General features: G+C 67.4%; 3 protein-coding genes. All 3 read right to left on the bottom strand.

The annotated features are described in order from the left end of the window. Nucleotides 1–99: 99 nt before the first annotated feature. Nucleotides 100–12867 (bottom strand): filamentous haemagglutinin family protein, encoded by a 12768-nt coding sequence (locus WS95_RS02235; RefSeq protein ID WP_082746835.1) that lies wholly within the window; start codon nt 12865–12867, stop codon nt 100–102. Between the two features lie 185 nt (nt 12868–13052). Beyond that, the gene (locus tag WS95_RS02230) at nt 13053–15320 is read right to left on the bottom strand and encodes a tetratricopeptide repeat protein (protein ID WP_059822055.1); all 2268 of its coding nucleotides are present in this window, start codon (nt 15318–15320) and stop codon (nt 13053–13055) included. Next, nucleotides 15317–17560 (bottom strand): tetratricopeptide repeat protein, encoded by a 2244-nt coding sequence (locus WS95_RS02225; protein ID WP_059822053.1) that lies wholly within the window; start codon nt 17558–17560, stop codon nt 15317–15319. The genes WS95_RS02230 and WS95_RS02225 overlap by 4 nt, the downstream gene beginning before the upstream one ends. Nucleotides 17561–17575 lie beyond the last annotated feature (15 nt).

Genomic DNA, 17575 nt, shown 5'->3' with positions numbered 1-17575 from the left:
TCGCAAGCAGCTGCATTACGTCTCTCGACAATGCCGAGAGACGATGATCAAAGGGCATAAACCGTCAGTCGAACCGGCGGCTCGCATCGACTTCCCCCTTCAAATCTTGCCCAACCGCGCACGCTCATCCGAACTCAACGCCGATCTCTGCGCCGGCCCCACTTGACCGAAGCCCAGCACCGACACCGCGTTCGACGCGTCATAGCCGACCTGCTGCTTGTGTTTCTTCCCGCCATCGCCGCCTGTATCGCCAAACCCCTCGACCTGCACCGAGATCGTCCAGCGACGTGGCGACACCCCGGACGCATTGTTCTTGGCGATATCCTGCGCGACCTGGGTCGCGGCCGACGCGGCGGCACTCGCAGCCGTCAGCGCACCCGTATTTACCGCCTGCACGAGCGGGATGCCGCTCGCTTTACCGGTTACCTGAATGTTGTCCGCGTTCACGACACGCAGCGCCGCGACGTTCAGGTTACCTGCACGAATGCCCGCGTCGCCCGCATCGACCGTACCGCGCGGCGCAATCAGGTTGATCGTGCCGATCGGCACGCCCGGTACGCTCTGCAGTGTCGCGATACCGGCACCTGTGACCTGGCCACGCGTATCGACCGTGCAATAGTGGTTCGCGTCACACACATATTGCGGCGTCGGCGTGTCCGCCGACGACTTCGCGCCCTTGCCCGCGTTGATGTCGCCGTTCGAACTCCAGATCGTCATGTCGCCGCCCTGCTCGGTGAAAATGCGACTCTGCGCAAGCAGCACGCTGCGATCGGTGAAGATGTCGATGTCGCCTTTCTCGAGCGTGAGAATACCCATCGTACCGGGCCCGGCAATCACCGATCCGTCGCTCGCCACGACCTGCGGCGGCGCGGACGTGCTCCCGATCAGCGCCTGTCCGCCGGGACCCAGGATCGACACATTTCCGCCCTGCTGCGTCTGGATGGTCGTGCTTCGAATATCCAGGTCGCCCGTATCGATCACCTTGTTCGCGCCGTTGTTGCCGCCACCGAGGTTGTTGGCCGTATAGCCGAACGAGGACGGGAACATCGTGTTGAGCGCCTCGTATCCGCGCGCATATTTCTGATAATACGGACTGGCCGGATTGTTGTAATCCTCACCTACGCTGGCCAGCACCTTGAACAAGACCTGTTCTGCAAACAACTGCTGAACGAACTGCGGAAGTGCCTTGAACTTCGACCATGCTGCGTCGGCAGTCAAAGGCTTGACTGCCGGTTGGTCCTTGACGAGGCCGGTATCGACCGAGAGGCCCGCCTCATACTGCTCCATGAACGTGATGAGTTCCGGCGTCGCGCCAGGTACGCCGGATACGGCACGCGCCGGATCGATATACGTCGAGACGAATGACGCAGTGTCAATGCCGGGCCCGATTCCGAACAGCACATTGACGTTCGCACTTTCATGCGGCAGGTACGGATTGTTCGCGTTGCCGATTGCGTCGATGCCCGTCAGTATGCCCTTCGCATTCCCCAGATTGCTCTGGTTGGTCAGCGGACCGATATTCCGCCCCGCCTGGATGTCGAACGTTCCCGGACCGCCCAGTGCCAGCACCGGTGCAACGAGCGGCTGCGGCTGCGACTGCTGCGGCGGCGTATCGTAGATGTCGCGCCCCGCCACGATACGCGTCACGTCTGACTTGCGCAGATTTTGTCCAAGGAACGACAGATTGACGATGTCCCGCCCAGCCTGAATCACCGCGGGCTTGTCGATCGCAACGGGAACCAGATTTCCGTAGAAGCCTGCGTCTCCTCCTGTCGTCTGAAGCACGCCATCGACGATGTCGCCATTGAGGCTGTAGATTCTTGCCGGCACGGGGTCGTCGGCATGCAACGCATTTGAGCCATGTGCCGCCGCCGACGCGATGTTCGGATTGACCATGAGAACATTCGGATTGGCGGGCGAAGGCATCGCGCCCGGGTCGACGTCGAGCATGCCGAACGCGGGTGCCCCGGCGAGCGCCATGCCGTTGCCGCTCGACAGGTTGACGGATTGGTCGGCGATCAGGCTCAGGTCGCCGGACGCTGACGGATAGAGCACACCGCTCGCCGCCACGGTGATGCCGCCCGTCAACGCGGTCAGGCGCACTGATGCCGGCAGGACCGACGAGAGATCGTTCGCCCCCGGAATCGATGTAGTCGGCGCACCGCCGCCGATCACGCCGACGTCCGAGAGCGTACCGATCGCGACATCGCCTGTCGTCGACGCAATATTGACCGCGGAGGTCGACGAATAGCCCTGCATGTCAGCGCGCTGCTTGTACGCATACAGCAGCGTATTGCTCTGCACATACGACGGATCGAACACACGCCCGACGCTCACGCCCTGACGCGCACTCACGTCGAGCACGCCGTCCTGCGTTGCCAGCAGCGTATCCACCGTTACCGGAGGTTGTCCGGTGAGTTGCGACGGCACCGCGAGATCCGAGCCGATCTTCCCGCCAGCCGTGATCGTCCCGGTCCCTTTGGCGACGAAATAACCGCCGCTCAAGATGTCTCCACCGGCTCGCACCGACAGGTTGCCGCCGCCGACCGTATTGACGGTCGGGGTATCCGTTTTCGTGCCGGTCAGCCACCACGTGGTCGGCAACGACACCGACAGATCGGAGATATTCCCGCCCGCCGACACGGAGACATTTCCGCCCACGCTCAACACGCCTTGATCGAACGCACCGAAGTTGATCGACGTCTGGACGGTCTGGATAACGGGAGTGGTCGCGCCGACCGACCCGGTCGGATTGCCGATCTGCATCCACTGCCACCAGAACGGACTGATGTTGGTGCCGGTCCGTCCAGTGACCGTGCCGTTCGTATCGGTCAGGTACTCGGCGCCCGTGATGTCGCCCTGCGCGTGGATCGTGATATCGCCAGCCGAATCGGGGCTGACGGTCGGCGTGATCAGAATGTCCTGATAGCCGGTTCCGGCGTGCAGGATCGCCACCGTGGGGCTACCGGATGGCGCGGACGCGGCAGGCGCGCCACCGGTATAAATCACGCCCGGCACGACCACATCCGAGTCGTTTGCTTGTGCGGTACCGGCATCGAACAACGCGACGCCGTTGCCCGCGGCCACATCGATGCCGCCCGTACCGGTTCGGATCGTCGTTGGTGCAAGCACGGCAAACCCACTGCTGTCGACGTATGTCGTATGGCCGTCGAACGTGACACTCTTGCCGCTCGTTGTTTCGCCCGCAGCCAACGGCTGCAGTGCAAGCGGATTCGTGCTATTCAGATCGGCGCCCGCCACTACCCGGAACGAACTGCTCGTTCCACCCGTCAGCGACGAAGACTGGAGCGGAATCGGATTGGTCGCGACCGGCGTCGGCGCGGGCGAGTTGTCGGTTACGGCCGGCAGGCTGATCGTCGGCGTCCCGATCACCGAAACAGGTTGAACCGCTGGCGCGGCGGGAACATCCACTAGCGGATACTTCCCATTTTGATTCCGGAATCGAACGGAGTCGGCCAGATATTTCTGATACTGATTCAGATAAATCAGGTATGAACCGGGATCTACCGCTTGCTCGGCCGCCGAAGGCGCAATCGGCCCTTTCGGCTGACCAGCCGCGACCGCTCCGGCCGCGTTGAATCTCAGCTGATAGACGATACCGATATTGTTGTAAGTCGGAGCCCAATTCAGCTGCGACGAAAGGCTCGTCGCAGTCTGATCGAGAAAATTCGCGTACGCCATATAGAGCGCGTAGTATTCCGCGATCTCGTCCGGCGTTCCGCCGACCGGCTGTCCAGGGGCAAACGCCACACCCTTGTTGGCGTAGTACCAGATTCCGTACCCGTACGGGTACGCGTTGTAGCCCGACGGCAACTTGAAAATGGCATTCGCCTCGCTCAACGTCGACAACGGCGGCACCGCAATCGTCCCGCCGCCGCCCAGCGGGTTGGCGATCTGGAAGAACCCATCCGACAGGCTGGCATTCACCTTCACGTTGTTCTCGGCGCGCAGCGTCACGATCGGCGCCTGCCCGTCGAAACGGAACGCGAGATTCGTCGGCGACGCGCCCGCCCCGAGGTTCCAGTTCGTCAGCACCTGAATGTCGCCGCCGTTGATCGCCGGGCTCGGGTTGTCGAGCTCGATCCCCGGCACGATGCGCGTATTCGCGATGTTCTTTCCCGCGAACGGATCGACGAGCGTATCGAGCCCGTGTTGCACGAACCCCATCAGCGTTCCCGGCGTCGCGGTCGATGCATCGCCGTTCTGGTAGCCGTAGAAAGTCTGGTGATCCGTATTCGCACCGTTGCTCGCCGGCGCGAAATACATGTTGTTCAGCCCGCCGAAACCAATATCCTTGTCACCACCTTGAAGCTGCGCCTGCGTGACACTCGCCGTTGCACCCGTCGCCTGGTTCGTCAGCGTGCCGCCACCCGACCCGTCCGGTGCGAACGAGAACGTCGCCGGCGTGCCGGACGTCCCTTGTGCCGTGAACGTGCCGGCCAGCAGATGCCCGCTCTTGTCATACCATCCCGCCGGGTCGATGACGCCGTCGAAGTGCTGCGCGCCCGTCGTCGCGTCCGTCGTGCTCCATACCGCATACGCCTCGAGCGTCGTCGCGCGCGAGCCGACGATGCCCTTGCCGTCGTTGAACGTATCCGGCAGGTTGACCTTCACGCCGTTGTCGGCCAGCAACGGCGCGCGGAAATTCACCGTGCCGCCGGACAAACCGCCGGCCGTCCCGCCCGACACGTCGATCAGCGCATTCGCGCCGAGCGTGATCGCACCGGCGTTCGCACGCAGGATGTTCTCGTAACCATACGTTGCGTTGTACGCGACCGAGTTGCCGTTCGCGTCGACGATCGTCGGATCGAACAATGCGGTCGTGCCGATGTTGACCTTCCCGCCGCGCTGATTCGGATCGGAGCCGCGCGCCAGCAGCGAACCTTCGACGTCCACACCGTTGCGGCCGTACAGGTCGATCTCGCCGCCTGCCTTGCCGGACGCGTCGATCGTCCCGAGCACGTTCACGTTGCCGTTCGCCGTATCGGCAGGGCTTCCCGATCCGCCGTCGGCCGTCAGCAGCACCGAGTGCGCGGTCAGCGTGTTGCCCTGCGACAGCGTCAGGTTGCCTGTCTTCGTGTGGACGGTGATCGCCTCGTTCACGCCGCTCGATGCCAGCGTCTTCGACAGCGCATCGAGATCGGCCGCGCCGCCCGTATTGAGCGAGAACGATCCGCCCGCATAGCCGCTCGCCGCGCCGCCCTTGATCGCGCCGTTCAGGTTCACGACCTGTTGCGGCGCCGACAGCGAAAGACTGCCTGCCGCGCCACCGCCAGTAGCCCCGGAGAAATCGAGCGTCGAGCCGGCCTGTACGTCGACGGTACCCGCATCGGCCGTCAACGTAATTGACCCGGCCGGCGCGTAGCGCGTCACATCGAAAAACTGTTTCGACACGCCCGCCGCGCTGACCGTCGATCCGCCGCCGATCGTCAGGTTGCCGGCCGTCGCCTCGAGTGTCACGTTGCCGGCCGGCGCGCTGATCGTCGCACCGTTGTCGACGACGGTACCGCCGATGAAGGTCCATGCACCGCCGACCGCATCGCGCTTCAATGCCGTACCCGACGCCCCGTTCAGCGTCAGTGCGCCCGTGGTCTTCACGGTGGCGGCCGAGCTCGTATCGGCAAGGTAGGCCGGCGCATTGAGCGTGACCGGCAATGCGCCGAAGTCGAACGTGCCGGTACCCTGGCCGACGATGCCGCCCGTCGCGTTCATCACCGCCGAGCCGAAGCCGCTTGCCGCCTTCGTGCCCGTGCCGAGGTCGATCTCTTTCGCGTTGATCGTCAGCGTGCCGTTTCCGGCCGTCGTCGTGCCGGGCGCGGCGCCCATCTCGTTCGTGAACGCGACCTGCTGCGCATTCAGCGTGACGTGGCCGCCGTCGCTCGTGAACGTGCCGGCGCTCAGATCGACGCCGTTGCCGAACGTCGCGTTCACGTCGCCGACGAAGCCGATCGCACCGTAGCTGCGCAGCGTCACCTGCTGCGCGTTCGCGAACTGCGCGAGACCGGCCGGATCGACGACGAAGCCCGGCAGGCTCGCCGCCGACGCGCCGCTCGCGTTGGTGAACGTAATCGCGGAGCCGTCCGCCGTGATCGCCTTGGCCGACAGCACAGCGGACGGATCGACCTTCAGATCGCCGGACGAATCGAGCAGCAGCGCCTGTCCGCCCGTGAGCGTCGCGCCTGCGCCGACCGTCATCAAACCGTTGCCCGTGCCGCCGGTGCGCGACAACGGCGCCATCGCGCCGTTCGACACGCGCAGCAATGCGCCGTCGCCGGCGATCGCGATCGGTTGATCCTTGGCGGCCGGGTAATCGCCCTGGGCGGCGATCGACGCACCGGCATCGACGCGCAGGCCGTTCGCCGCGTTCGGATCGGTGCCGCTGCCGTCGGTCTTCGTGACGAGCAGGATCTCGGGGCCCTTCAGCGCCGTGTTGCCGTCGTTGGATACGACGACGCTGTTCGCGATCGGCGTGATCGTGACGCCGCTCGTCGTCGCCGCGCGCGTGCCGCCGATCAGCAGGCTGCCCGCGTTCAGCGAATCGAGCGCGTCGCTGCCGATCTGCAGATAGCCGGGCAGCGCCGCGCTGCCGTTACCGGTGATCTGGATCTCCTGCGACGCGATGTCGACCTGGGCCGGCGCGCCGCCCGCGCCGGCGGCCGCATTCAGCGTCGCGCCGAGCGTCAGCGCCTTCGTCGCCGCCAGCACCAGCTGACCGCCGTCCACCGGCAGCGGCGGCGTCACGTTGCCCTTCGTCGCGGCGAGTTTCGTGAAATACGCGTTCGCGCCCGTCAGCGTGTATTGCGAGTACTGCTGCCACACGCCGTTCGACTGCACGTTGAACAGCGTCGGCGTCGCGCTTCGGCTGCCCGTCAACGCGTCGGCGAAATAGCCGGCCGTCACGACCGTGCCGTCCTGCAGCATCTGGCTCGCGCCCGGCACGAGATTGCCGGCCGTGTTCGACACCGTGACGCGATACGCGCCCGGCAACGTCGCGTACTTGCCCGGCAGCAGCGTGTAGTAGCCGGGCGCCAGCCCCGGCACGCCCGACAGATAGACGGCCTTGCCGACCGGATCGGTCAGGCTCGCCTGCCCGACGCCCATCGTCGCCGTCGCGGTCGTCGGCGTACCGTTCGCATTGGTCGAGGGTTGCTGCGTCTGTGCGAACACCGGGTCATAGGCGGCGACGGGAGATTGCGCGCCCGGCACGATCGCGTAGACGTTGCCCGCCCCGGCATTGACCGGCACGGCCGTCGCGCCCTTGCCGCTCGCATAGCTCACGTTGTATTGCGACAGCACGTCGCGCGTGCCGCCGGTGCCCGGCACCCATTCGGCGGCCTGCAGGTCGCCGCCGCCGGACAGGTCGATCGTCGCGCCCTTGTCGAGCGCGACATTGCTGGCGTTCACGCCCACGTATTTCGCGGGCGGTGCGGTCAGGTCGGGCGTCGTGTTGCCGGCAAGCGGATTGAACTGCCACTCGACGCCATCGATCGTCGTGCCGTACGGAATGACCGCGCCGCCGTTCGAGACCGACGTCACACTGCCGTTCGCCAGCTTCACCGAATCCGTTGCGACGAGCGAGAGGCCCGCAAACTGTGCTTGCGTCGCCGCATTCGACGGATCGCCGACGCCGAACACGATCGCGCCGGACGGCGCGCGCACCGTGCCGCCCTGCACGATGTTCGTCGCGTCGACCAGCAGCGTACCCCCTGCGGACAGCGGCGTGCCCGACTCGCCATTCGACGCGAACGTGACCGTCGTCGGCGCCGGTTTGCCTGTCGACGAATCGGTCGGACCAACCGCAGCGACGACGAACGTGCTGCCGGTCGACGGATACAGGTCGGCCGCCTTGAAGGTCAGATCGCCCGGCGTATAAAGAATCCCGGGCGCCAGACCCGGCGCCTGGGTCTGGCTCGCGTTCGTCGAACTCAGGCGGATATCGCCGCTGCTCATGAAGTTCGCGTGAGCAAAATTGTTGAGCTGGAACTGGTTCTTCAGATCGACGAACGACGCGTTCACGTTCAGCGTCGCATCGGACAGCGCCGCGACCGGATTGAACTTCGGCGCCTGCGACTGGATGAGCGGCCCCGACAATGCGACGTAGGGCGCATCGATTTCCACCGTCGTGCCGAGCGGTGCTTGCGGCGCTTGTGCCAGTACCGCGTCGACCGCCGACGCGATCGTCCCGTCCGGTTTGCGTACCGGCGGCGTCGACAGCAGCGTCGACAACTGTCCCATGTCGATGGCCGCGATGCGGCCCGCATTCAGGCTCACCGATTCCGGCAGTGACAGTGTCACGTCGCCCGCAAACAGAATCGGTGTCGGCGACACGCCGAAAAGATTAGGCGGCGTGTCGCTGCCGAGCACCAGATTCGCGATGCCGGATCCTTTCAACCGGTCGGCCGAGAACTGAAGAACGCCGGTCGGCTGACCGATCGGCAAGCCGGTCGTCGGATCGATCGCCGACGCAAAGTCCTGCCCCGGTGCCAAACCGGCGGGCGCGAGCGTGCCGTCTTGCCGCACGACCAGAGCCGTGCCGGTCGCGCCATCGTTCTGATGCGGCAGGATCGTCAGCGTGCCGCCTCGCGCCTGCGCCGCGCCCGGATGGGCCTGCAGCGTCGCATCCGCGAACAGGCCGTTCGCCGCCAATAGCGTCATCGAGCCGGCATCGCTCCATACTGGTCGAGACGCATACGTGCCGTTCGCCTGCAATTGGTCGAAATTCGTCGACGCACCCGATACGTCGATCTTCGAGCCGGCCTGCGCAACGACGTAACCCGTATCGCTCGACAGCGTCACCGAGCCGCCGGGCAGCACCTTGCCCGTATTCGGCACGACGGTGGTCCCGCCGATCTTGACCGGTGCCGCGAGCGGATTGGCTACCGCGGTACCCGACACGTCCAGCGTCGCATCCGAGCCGAGCCAGACCGACTGGCTTGAACTTCGGGCGCCGGTGTTGAACTGTCCCGTCTGCGCGAACGTGCCCGCCCCGTCCGCACTCAACGTGATCGATCCCCCCGGCGCGACGATCGTGCCGAGTACCGTGACCTGCGTCGGCGAGCCGAGTCCGATGCTCGAGCCCGCATCGGCATGAATCGACGCGCCCTCCGACAGCGTGACCGCACCGGTCACACCCGGGTACGTCGGCGCCGCATCTGCCGATGTAAGCCACGACGTGTAATTGCCGCCCGTCAGCACCAGGCTCGTCGCCTGCCGGTGATACGCATCGAGCTGGCCGATCGACGTCAGGCCGCCCGACGACAGGTTCGCGCCCGTACCGGCCTGCTGAAGCGCGGCCTCCGGGATGCGGTTCAATTGCGTCACGCCGACCGTGGCGCCCGGCGCGACGGTCGCATCGTAATATGCGTTCAGCACGTACTTGCCGAACCCCTGCCGCGCAAAGAAGCTCTCCGGGAGATAGACGTCCCACGGCGACGCGGCCGCCGCATCGCCGCCGATCCGGAAGCCGAGCGCCTGCAGCGTCAGCGTGCCCCCCCCTGAAAAGCCGTCGCTCAGGATCGTACCGCCCAGGGCAAGGGTGCCGGCCGTCGGCTGCGCCGCGGGCAAATACGCGCCACCGCCGCCGTCGGTCGTATGGCCATACTGTTTCGACTGAGGCGCCGCATACGTCTGCAGCGACACGTTGCCGCCGCGCCCGGCCGGCACGCCGTTCTGCATCAGCATCTGGCCGTTCGCCAGCATCTCGCCGCCGCTCGACACGTCCAGCACGCTGCCGGGCTGCAGCAGGATCGAGCCGGTCGTGTCCGCATAGCCGACGCCGGGCACGTTCAGCGAATTCTGGATGGCCGACAGCGAGATGGTGCCGCCATTGACGAACTGACTGTTGCCCGGCGTCGTACCGGGTGCGGCCTGCACGTCGTTGTTGACCCATTGACCGGCAGCGCTGATCACCGCCTCCGGTCCCACGACGACGTTGCCGCCGCTCGACAGGGCGATCGAGCCCGACGGCACGATCAGCTTGCCTGCCACATTGACGTCGGCGCCGGGACGGGCGCTGTTGAGCGAAACGGAGCCACCCGGCTGCAACGTCAGTTGCGTGCCTTGCGAAACGACGATCCCGGTGCCGCCGACCTTGTCCTCGGTCACGTTCAGATTCGCGAAGCCGCCGCTGTTCAACGTCGCGACCGGCACAACGGTGGTCGACAGCACGTTGCGCGGGTCCGCGGCGGGCAGCGCCTGCAACGTCTTGGTGTCCAGCGGGGTATCGATCGAGAAACCCGGCGTGACCTCGTCGAGCGACGGTGCGTTGTCCTGCAGCACGACGAGGCCGACAGTGCCGGTTCCGGCGGGATGGCCGTTCGACGTCAGATTGACCAGTGCAGCGCCATCGAGCTTCGGATCGGCGCCGAGGTTGAACGTCCCGCCGCTCGGCAGGCTGTTGCCCTGCATCTGTTTCGAGCCGCCGAACGCCTGCGCGCTGATATCGCCGTCGAGTACCGCCGCCTGCGACGCATAGACGTCGAGCGTGCCCGCATTGCCGCCGACGATATAGTCGCCCTGGTACGCCCCCGCCGTCTGCAGCGGGTTGTACCAGGACTTCGTCACTCCCCAGCGCGGATGGGATTCGATAAATTGACCCGCGATGCCGATGTAGGTGTCGTACGGGCTCGCCTGTCCGATCGGCACGATGGCGCCGTTCGCATCGACCAGCCGCGTCGTGTTGACCATCCCGCCGTCGTAATGCACGTAACCGCCGTTCAGGTTCATCGACGAACCTGCCGCGGTCATCACCTCGTTGCCGGACAGCGTGATCGACCCGCCATTGGTCAGCAACTGATCGACCGTGCGCGGAATCAGGCTTACATACCCCGACAGGTTCAGGATCGGGCTGCCGACCCATTGCACGCCGTCGCTGCGCGTGCCCGTCAGCGTGCTGTCGAACTCGAGGCCCTTGTACCCGAGCAGGAACCCGTTGCGCAGCAGCGGCGAATCCGCGAGTTCGTTCTGGCCGATCCGGTCGACCGTCACGAGCGTCTGCGAGATCGGCACTTCGACGTTCGCAAGGCCGGACACGTCGATCGTCGCGCCGTTATCGACATAGATGCGGCCCGGCACAGCGGTTTGACCTGCCGGCGTCTGCGCCCCGGACGTGGACGGCGTCAGCGCCGTGACGGTGACCTTCGACCCGGGCGCCTCGATCAGCGAGCCGCCCTGGAGCCAGATCGACCCGGCCGTCATGCCGATGCTGCCTGGCGTGAAGGTCGCGCCCGGCGTGGAAGGCGTCGTCTGGCCGTTGCCGTCCGGCATCACCGTCGTCACCGAATCGGGACCGAAGCTAAGCAGGCCGGCACGATGCGTGTCGCCGCCGGTGCTTTGCTGGCTCATCGTCACAAGCGCCTGCCCGAGATACGCGGCCCCGGCCGGATTGTTGGATTGGTATTCGTCGACCGTGGAAATCGTGATTGCGCCCGGCGCGTTGACGCTCGTCGTCACGCCCACCACGCCGTCCTGGGCGACCCGACTGCCGAGCAGGTTCACGTTGCCGCGCGCCGCTTCGACGATACCCGTGTTGGTCAGCGTGCCGGCCGGCGTGATGTCGGTCGCCTGGCCGTTCGGTCCAAGCAGCAGAATCTGCCCGCTCAATTCCGGCAGCAGCACCTGCGGATTGACTTTACCGGAACCGTTCGGCCGCAGGCTCACGCCGACCCCGGCCGCGAGCACGACCTGCCCGTCCGTCGCCTTGATGTGCCCCGCATTCGTCACGTTCGGCGCCGCGATCATCACGAAGCCGCCGTCGCTGACGTTGCCGTTCGCATGCGTGGTGATCGATGCACCCTGCTCGATGGTGATATCGCCCCACGGTCGATACTGGCCGGCCGACGTGAGGTTGACCTGATTGCCGAGGCCGAGCACCTCGTTCGGAACCTGGCTGTCGCCATTCACCCCCGTCGAGCTACCCGACTCCGGATACGCCAGCCCACCTGTCGTTCCCGCCGGCAAACTCAGGAACTGCTTGTTGCTCGCGACGATCCCCGCGGCGTCCTGCGCAAGACTGCTGTCCGTCACAACCGGCACCCTGTTCTGCATGGCCTGGTTGTAGTTGTTCATGTTCAGCACATCGAGCGACGACGCCACCAGCGAATGCACGTTCACCTGCGACCCGGCGCCGAACAGCACGCCATTCCGATTGATCACGTACACCGCCCCCTGCGCGGTGATGTTCCCCAGAATCTGGCTCGGCCGCCCGCTCGGATCGTTGACCCGGTTCAACACAGCCCAGTTGTTCGCCCCATTCGTCTGCGTCCCGCCCGACTGATCGAAATTCAGCGTCGTCTGCCGCCCGACGTTCATCGTCTCCCACGTCAGCACCGCGTTCTGCCCGGTCTGCTTCACGTCCACGTTCACGTGGCCGTTCGCGTCGGTACTCTGCGTCGGCGCGTTCGCGTTGAACCACAGCACCGGATTGTTCGTATCGCCCGACGCGCCAGCCGCCACCTGCAGCCCGCCCGGCGTCAGCCCGTTCGGCACGGTCGACGGCAGCTTCGCCGCCGCGGCCGCCGCATTCTGCTGCGCGGCGATCTGCGCGGCGATCGCGTGCGCCGCATAACCGAGGTTGCGGATCGACGGCTGGCTCGCCTGCAGCGCCTGCTGCGGCGATACGCCGAGATTCGGCACGCCCGGCATGCCGCTCGCACCGCCTGCGCCGCCGCCCGCCGCACGCGCGGTGGCCTGCCCGAGGTTCATGATGCCCGCCCCGTGCGCATGCGCCGACACGCCCGCCGCGAGCATCAGCACGACCGCCCGGTACAGCGGGCTCAGTTCCGATTTCAGGACCGACCGCGAGGCCGTTGCGCGAGGTTGCCGTTCCGTACGTGCGCGTGCTGCCATTCTTTCCACCCCGATGCTAGGAATTTGCATGCGGCGCCGGTCGGGCGCCGCACATGTCGTTGCGCCTGAAACAGGCCGCTGGAATCCGAAGACCATACGAAGCGCGAATGGCAGCGACATGGCGACTGTTACGGACCATTCCGGCCGCCGTGAAAAGGTCCGTAGCTTTTGTCATGGAAGGCCGGTCACGCCGGTTGGGCGCGCGTGCGAGCCGCCTCGCCGAGCGCGGCAGCCACCCGCTCGACCGCCGCCGGCCAGTCGCCGGGCCGCGCCTGCCGGAACAACCTCGCGGACGGATACCACGGGCAGTCGTCGCGTTCGAGCAGCCAGCGCCAGTCCGGCACGCGCGGCAGCAGCACCCAGACGGGCCGCCCGAGCGCGCCGGCCAGATGCGCGACCGACGTGTCGACGCCGATCACCAGATCCAGCGTGTCGACCAGCGCCGCCGTCTCGGAGAAATCCGTGAGCGCGTCCGCGAACGACAGCACGCCGCTCGCGGCGAACGCATCGGCATCCCGGGCCCGCACCTGCGGCTGCAGGCTCACGAACGTCACGTCGAGCGCACCGCACCCGACGAGCGGCGCGAGCGCGGCGAACGGTATCGAGCGATTCTCGTCGTTCGCATGACGCGGATTGCCGGACCACGCGAGCCCGACCCGCAATCGGCCCGACGGCGCAAGTGCATCGAGCCGCTGCACCCACGCAGCGCGCCTTCGCGCATCGGCGCGCAGGTACGGCACGTCGGCCGGCACCGTATCGAGCGTCGTGCGGAACGCATACGGCAGGCTCATCAGCGGACACTGCAGGTCGAACGCCGGCATCGGCTGCCCTTCGGTAACGACCCGGCTCACGCCGCGCAGCGTGCCGAGCAGTTCGCCGAGCGCAGCAGGCGCCTCGACGATCACGGTCGCGCCGAGGTCATGTGCGAGGCTTGCGTAGCGGCAGAACTGCAGCGTGTCGCCGTATCCCTGCTCGGCATGCAGCAGCAGCGTGCGGCCCGCGAGCGGTTCGTCGCCGGTCCACAGCGGCCGGTCCGCATGACGCCGGTGCAGCATCACGTCGGCTGCCTCCCAGCGCGCCTCGTGCTGCCGCCAGCCCGCGTCGAAATCGCCCGTGAGCAGCTGGCAGAACGCCAGCGAGCGACGAGCGGCCCCATGATTTGGATCGCGTCGGCATGCGTCCGCATAGTCGGTCAGCGCCGCGTCGTCGTCGCCGATGTGCTGGTGCGCCAGCGCACGCGTGAACAAGGCCTCCGCCGTGTCCGCGGGCGCGCCGGCCGCCGCCGCATGGCTCGCGAGCGCCTCGTCGTAACGGCCGAGCTGCTGCAGCGCGAGCGCGCGGTTGTAATGCAGTTCCACATGCGGGCCCGTCAGCGCCAGCGCCGCGTCGTAATCGGCGAGCGCGTCGTCGAACCGGCCGAGCGCACGCAGCGCGGCCGCGCGGTTGCGGCGCGCGTCGATATCGTCGGGATCGCGCGCCAGCGCATGCGCGTAGGCTTCTGCGGCTTCCGCATGGCGCTCGAGCCCCAGCAGCGCATTGCCGCGCCCGACCCACGCCGCGACGTGGTCGCGATTCAACGCGAGCAGCCGGTCGCAGCGCTTCAGCAATTCGTCGCGGGCGTGCAGCAGATCCAGCGCGACGCAACTCGCGTACAGCAGCTGCTCGTCGTTCGGCAGTCGCGCGAGCCCTTCGTCGAGACACGCGAGCGCGTCGGCCGGGCGGCCGAGTTCGGTCATCACGACGCCGCATGCGTAGACGAGCTCGGGCGTCTTGCCGCGCACGACCATCGCGAGCTGATAGCTGTGCAGCGCTTGCTCGCGATGGCCGAGCGCGCGCAGCGCATGTCCGCGCTCGATGTTCGCGGCCGCATCGTTCGGGTCGATCCGCAACGCGCGCTCGGTGCTGATCAGCGCATCGGCGGGCCGCTCGAGCCGCCGCAGCGTCTCGCCGCGCTTGCGCCACGCGGTGGCGTGCGCCGGTTCGCGCACGAGCGCCCGATCGTAGGCCGCGAGCGCCGCGTCGTATTGCCCGAGCCCGAGTAGCGCATCGCCGCGCGCCGCATGCGACGGCGCATGGTCCGGATCGGTCGCGAGCGCGCGATCGGCGAGTGCGAGTGCGTCGCGATGACGGCCGACACCGGTCAGCGCCGCCGCGTGGTTCGCCAGGTTCCACGGCTGGTTCAATCCGAACTTCATCGAGCGCGCGATCAGCGGCTCCGCCCGTGCGGGATCGCCGAGCTGCAGATGCACGAGGCCCAGCAGGTGCAGCGCCTCGACATGATCCGGCGCCATCGTCAGCACGCCTTCGTAGAGTCGCCCGGCCCCCGCGAAGTCGCGCTGTTCGAGACGTGTGCGCGCATTGCGCAGCGCGTCGGCGAGCACCGCATGCAGCGGCGCCGCGGCGGCGCCGAGCACGGCGCCCGCCACCGGCGCGGCGTCGCGGCGCACGCTCATCGCGCGCCCCCGCCGACGAGCGCCGGCAACTCGGCCGCGATCCGCTCGACGACGGGCGCCCACTGCCCGCCTTCGGGCTGGCGGAACAGCCGCGCCGACGGATACCACGGGCTGTCGTCGCGATCGAGCAGCCAGCGGAAATCGGGCGTATGCGGAATCATCAGCGCGAGCGGCCGGCCGAGTGCGCCGGCAAGGTGCGCGACGGACGTGTCGACACTGACGATGCCGTCCATCAGCGCGGTCAGCGCCGCCGTATCGGCGAAGTCATGGAGTGCGTCGCCGACGAAGCGCACCGCGCTCGCGTCGAGTACCGGACGATCGTCGTCGCGGACCACCTTCTGCAGGCTGATCCACTCGTAACGGTCGTCGAACAGCGGCAGCAGATCCGCGAGCGTCATCGAGCGGTTGCGGTCGTTCAGATGCAGCGGGTTGCCGGACCACACGAGGCCGATGCGCGGCCGCGTCGCTGCGCCGAGCCGTTCGCGCCACTGCGCGACACGCACGGGGTCGGCGGCCAGATACGGTATGCCGGCCGGAATCGACGCGAGGTCCGTGCGAAACTCGAGCGGCAGGCTCAGCAACGGGCAATGCAGGTCGAACGGCGGCAGCGGCTCGCCGCGTGCGACGAGCGTGTCGACGCCGTCGAGCGTCGCGAACAGCGTCTTCAGCTCGACCGGCGCTTCGAGCACGACGCGCGCGCCGAGCGCCTTCACGAGCGGGACGTAGCGGCAGAACTGCAGCGTGTCGCCGAGCCCCTGTTCCGGGTACAGCAGGATCGTCTTGCCGTCGAGCGGCATCCCGTGCGTCCAGCGCGGCTGCGCGAACATGCGCCGGCTCGCGTCGAGCTGCGTGTCGCGCCAGCGCCATTCGTACTCGGCCCAGCCGGCTTCGAAATCGCCGATCGACAAACACAGGAACGCGCGCATGCAGTGCGCGAGCACGTAGTCGGGATCGATGTCGATCGCATCCGCATACGCCTGCCGCGCGTCGTCGTGACGCCGCAGCGCGCGCAGCGCATTGCCCTTGTGGAAGTGCGCGAGCTTGTCGCGCGGCGTCGCGTCGATCACGCGCGCGAAATCGTCGAGCGCGGCCGCGTAGCGATGCGTTTCGAGCGCCGCGCGGCCGCGCGTGAACCACGCCGGCACATAGTTTTCGGCAAGCGAAAGCGCGCGGTCGCACATGTCGCGCGCGTCGTCGTGACGCTCGACGCGCATCAGCGCGCTCGCGTAGTTGCACAGCACGCCGGGGCTCTCCGGTTCCACGTCGAGCGCGCGCGCATAGCTGTCGACCGCGTCGCGATAGCGCTCCAGATGACTGGCCGCATTGCCGCGGTTCGCCAGTGCCCGCGCATGGTGCGGATCGATCGCGAGCACGCGGTCGCAGCGCACGAGCGCCTCGTCGTGCCGGCCGAGCTGTTCGAGTGCGATCGAACTGTTGAAGATCGCATCGACGAAGGTCGGGCTCGCCGCGATAGCCGCGTTGAAATCCGCGAGCGCGCGTTCGGGCTCGTGTAGATCCAGATACGCGACGCCGCGCAGAAACAGCACCTCGGCACTGCCGGGCGTCTGCGCGAGTGCGTGGCCGTAGCTGTCGACCGCATCGCGGAAGCGGCCGAGTTCGCGCAGCGCGAGGCCGCGCCCGCGCATCGCGTCGAACGAACGCCCGGCCAGCGCGATCGAGCGATCGCAATCGGCGAGCGCGTCGTCGTGGCGGCCGAGCGCACGCAGCATGTCGCTGCGCTTCACATAGCCGTCGGCAAAACCGGGCGTCAGCGCGAGCAGCCGATCGTAGACCGCACACGCGTCGTCGTACCGCGCGAGTTGCGCGAGCAGGCCCGCGCGCTGGAACAGCACGCGCTGATGGACGGGATTGATCTCGAGCGCTTCGTCGAGCCGCGCGAGCGCGTCGTGCGCGCGCCCGAGCCCGGTCAGCACCGCCGCGTAATTCGCGAGCGCGAGCGGCGCCGGCTGGCGCTCGATCGAGCGCCGCATCAGCGGTTCGGCATCGGCGAGCCGCCCTTGCTGGAAGCGCACCGCGCCGAGCAGATGCAGCGCCTCCGGATGCTCGGGATCGAGCGTCAGCAATTCGGTATAAGCGTGTTCCGCGTGCTGCAGCGCGCCGTCGTGGTGTGCCTTGCGCGCACGCAAGAGCAGCCGGTCGAGTTGCGCGGCGTCGGGCGGACGGCGATCCGGCGCGACCGGCGCGCTCGCGAGTGTCGTCCCTTCCCCGTTCGGTGTCATCGTGTGGCTCCCGCT

The organism is Burkholderia sp. MSMB1826 (assembly GCF_001526325.1).
Lineage (GTDB): Bacteria > Pseudomonadota > Gammaproteobacteria > Burkholderiales > Burkholderiaceae > Burkholderia.
Note: the sequence above shows the minus strand (reverse complement) of the source record. Positions and strands in the feature narration are given on the sequence as shown.

Bases quoted from the DNA above. Each gene is read 5' to 3' on its own strand.
- WS95_RS02235 (WP_082746835.1), bottom strand. From the start codon at position 12,867: ATGGCAGCACGCGCACGTACGGAACGGCAACCTCGCGCAACGGCCTCG.
- WS95_RS02230 (WP_059822055.1), bottom strand. From the start codon at position 15,320: ATGAGCGTGCGCCGCGACGCCGCGCCGGTGGCGGGCGCCGTGCTCGGC.
- WS95_RS02225 (WP_059822053.1), bottom strand. From the start codon at position 17,560: ATGACACCGAACGGGGAAGGGACGACACTCGCGAGCGCGCCGGTCGCG.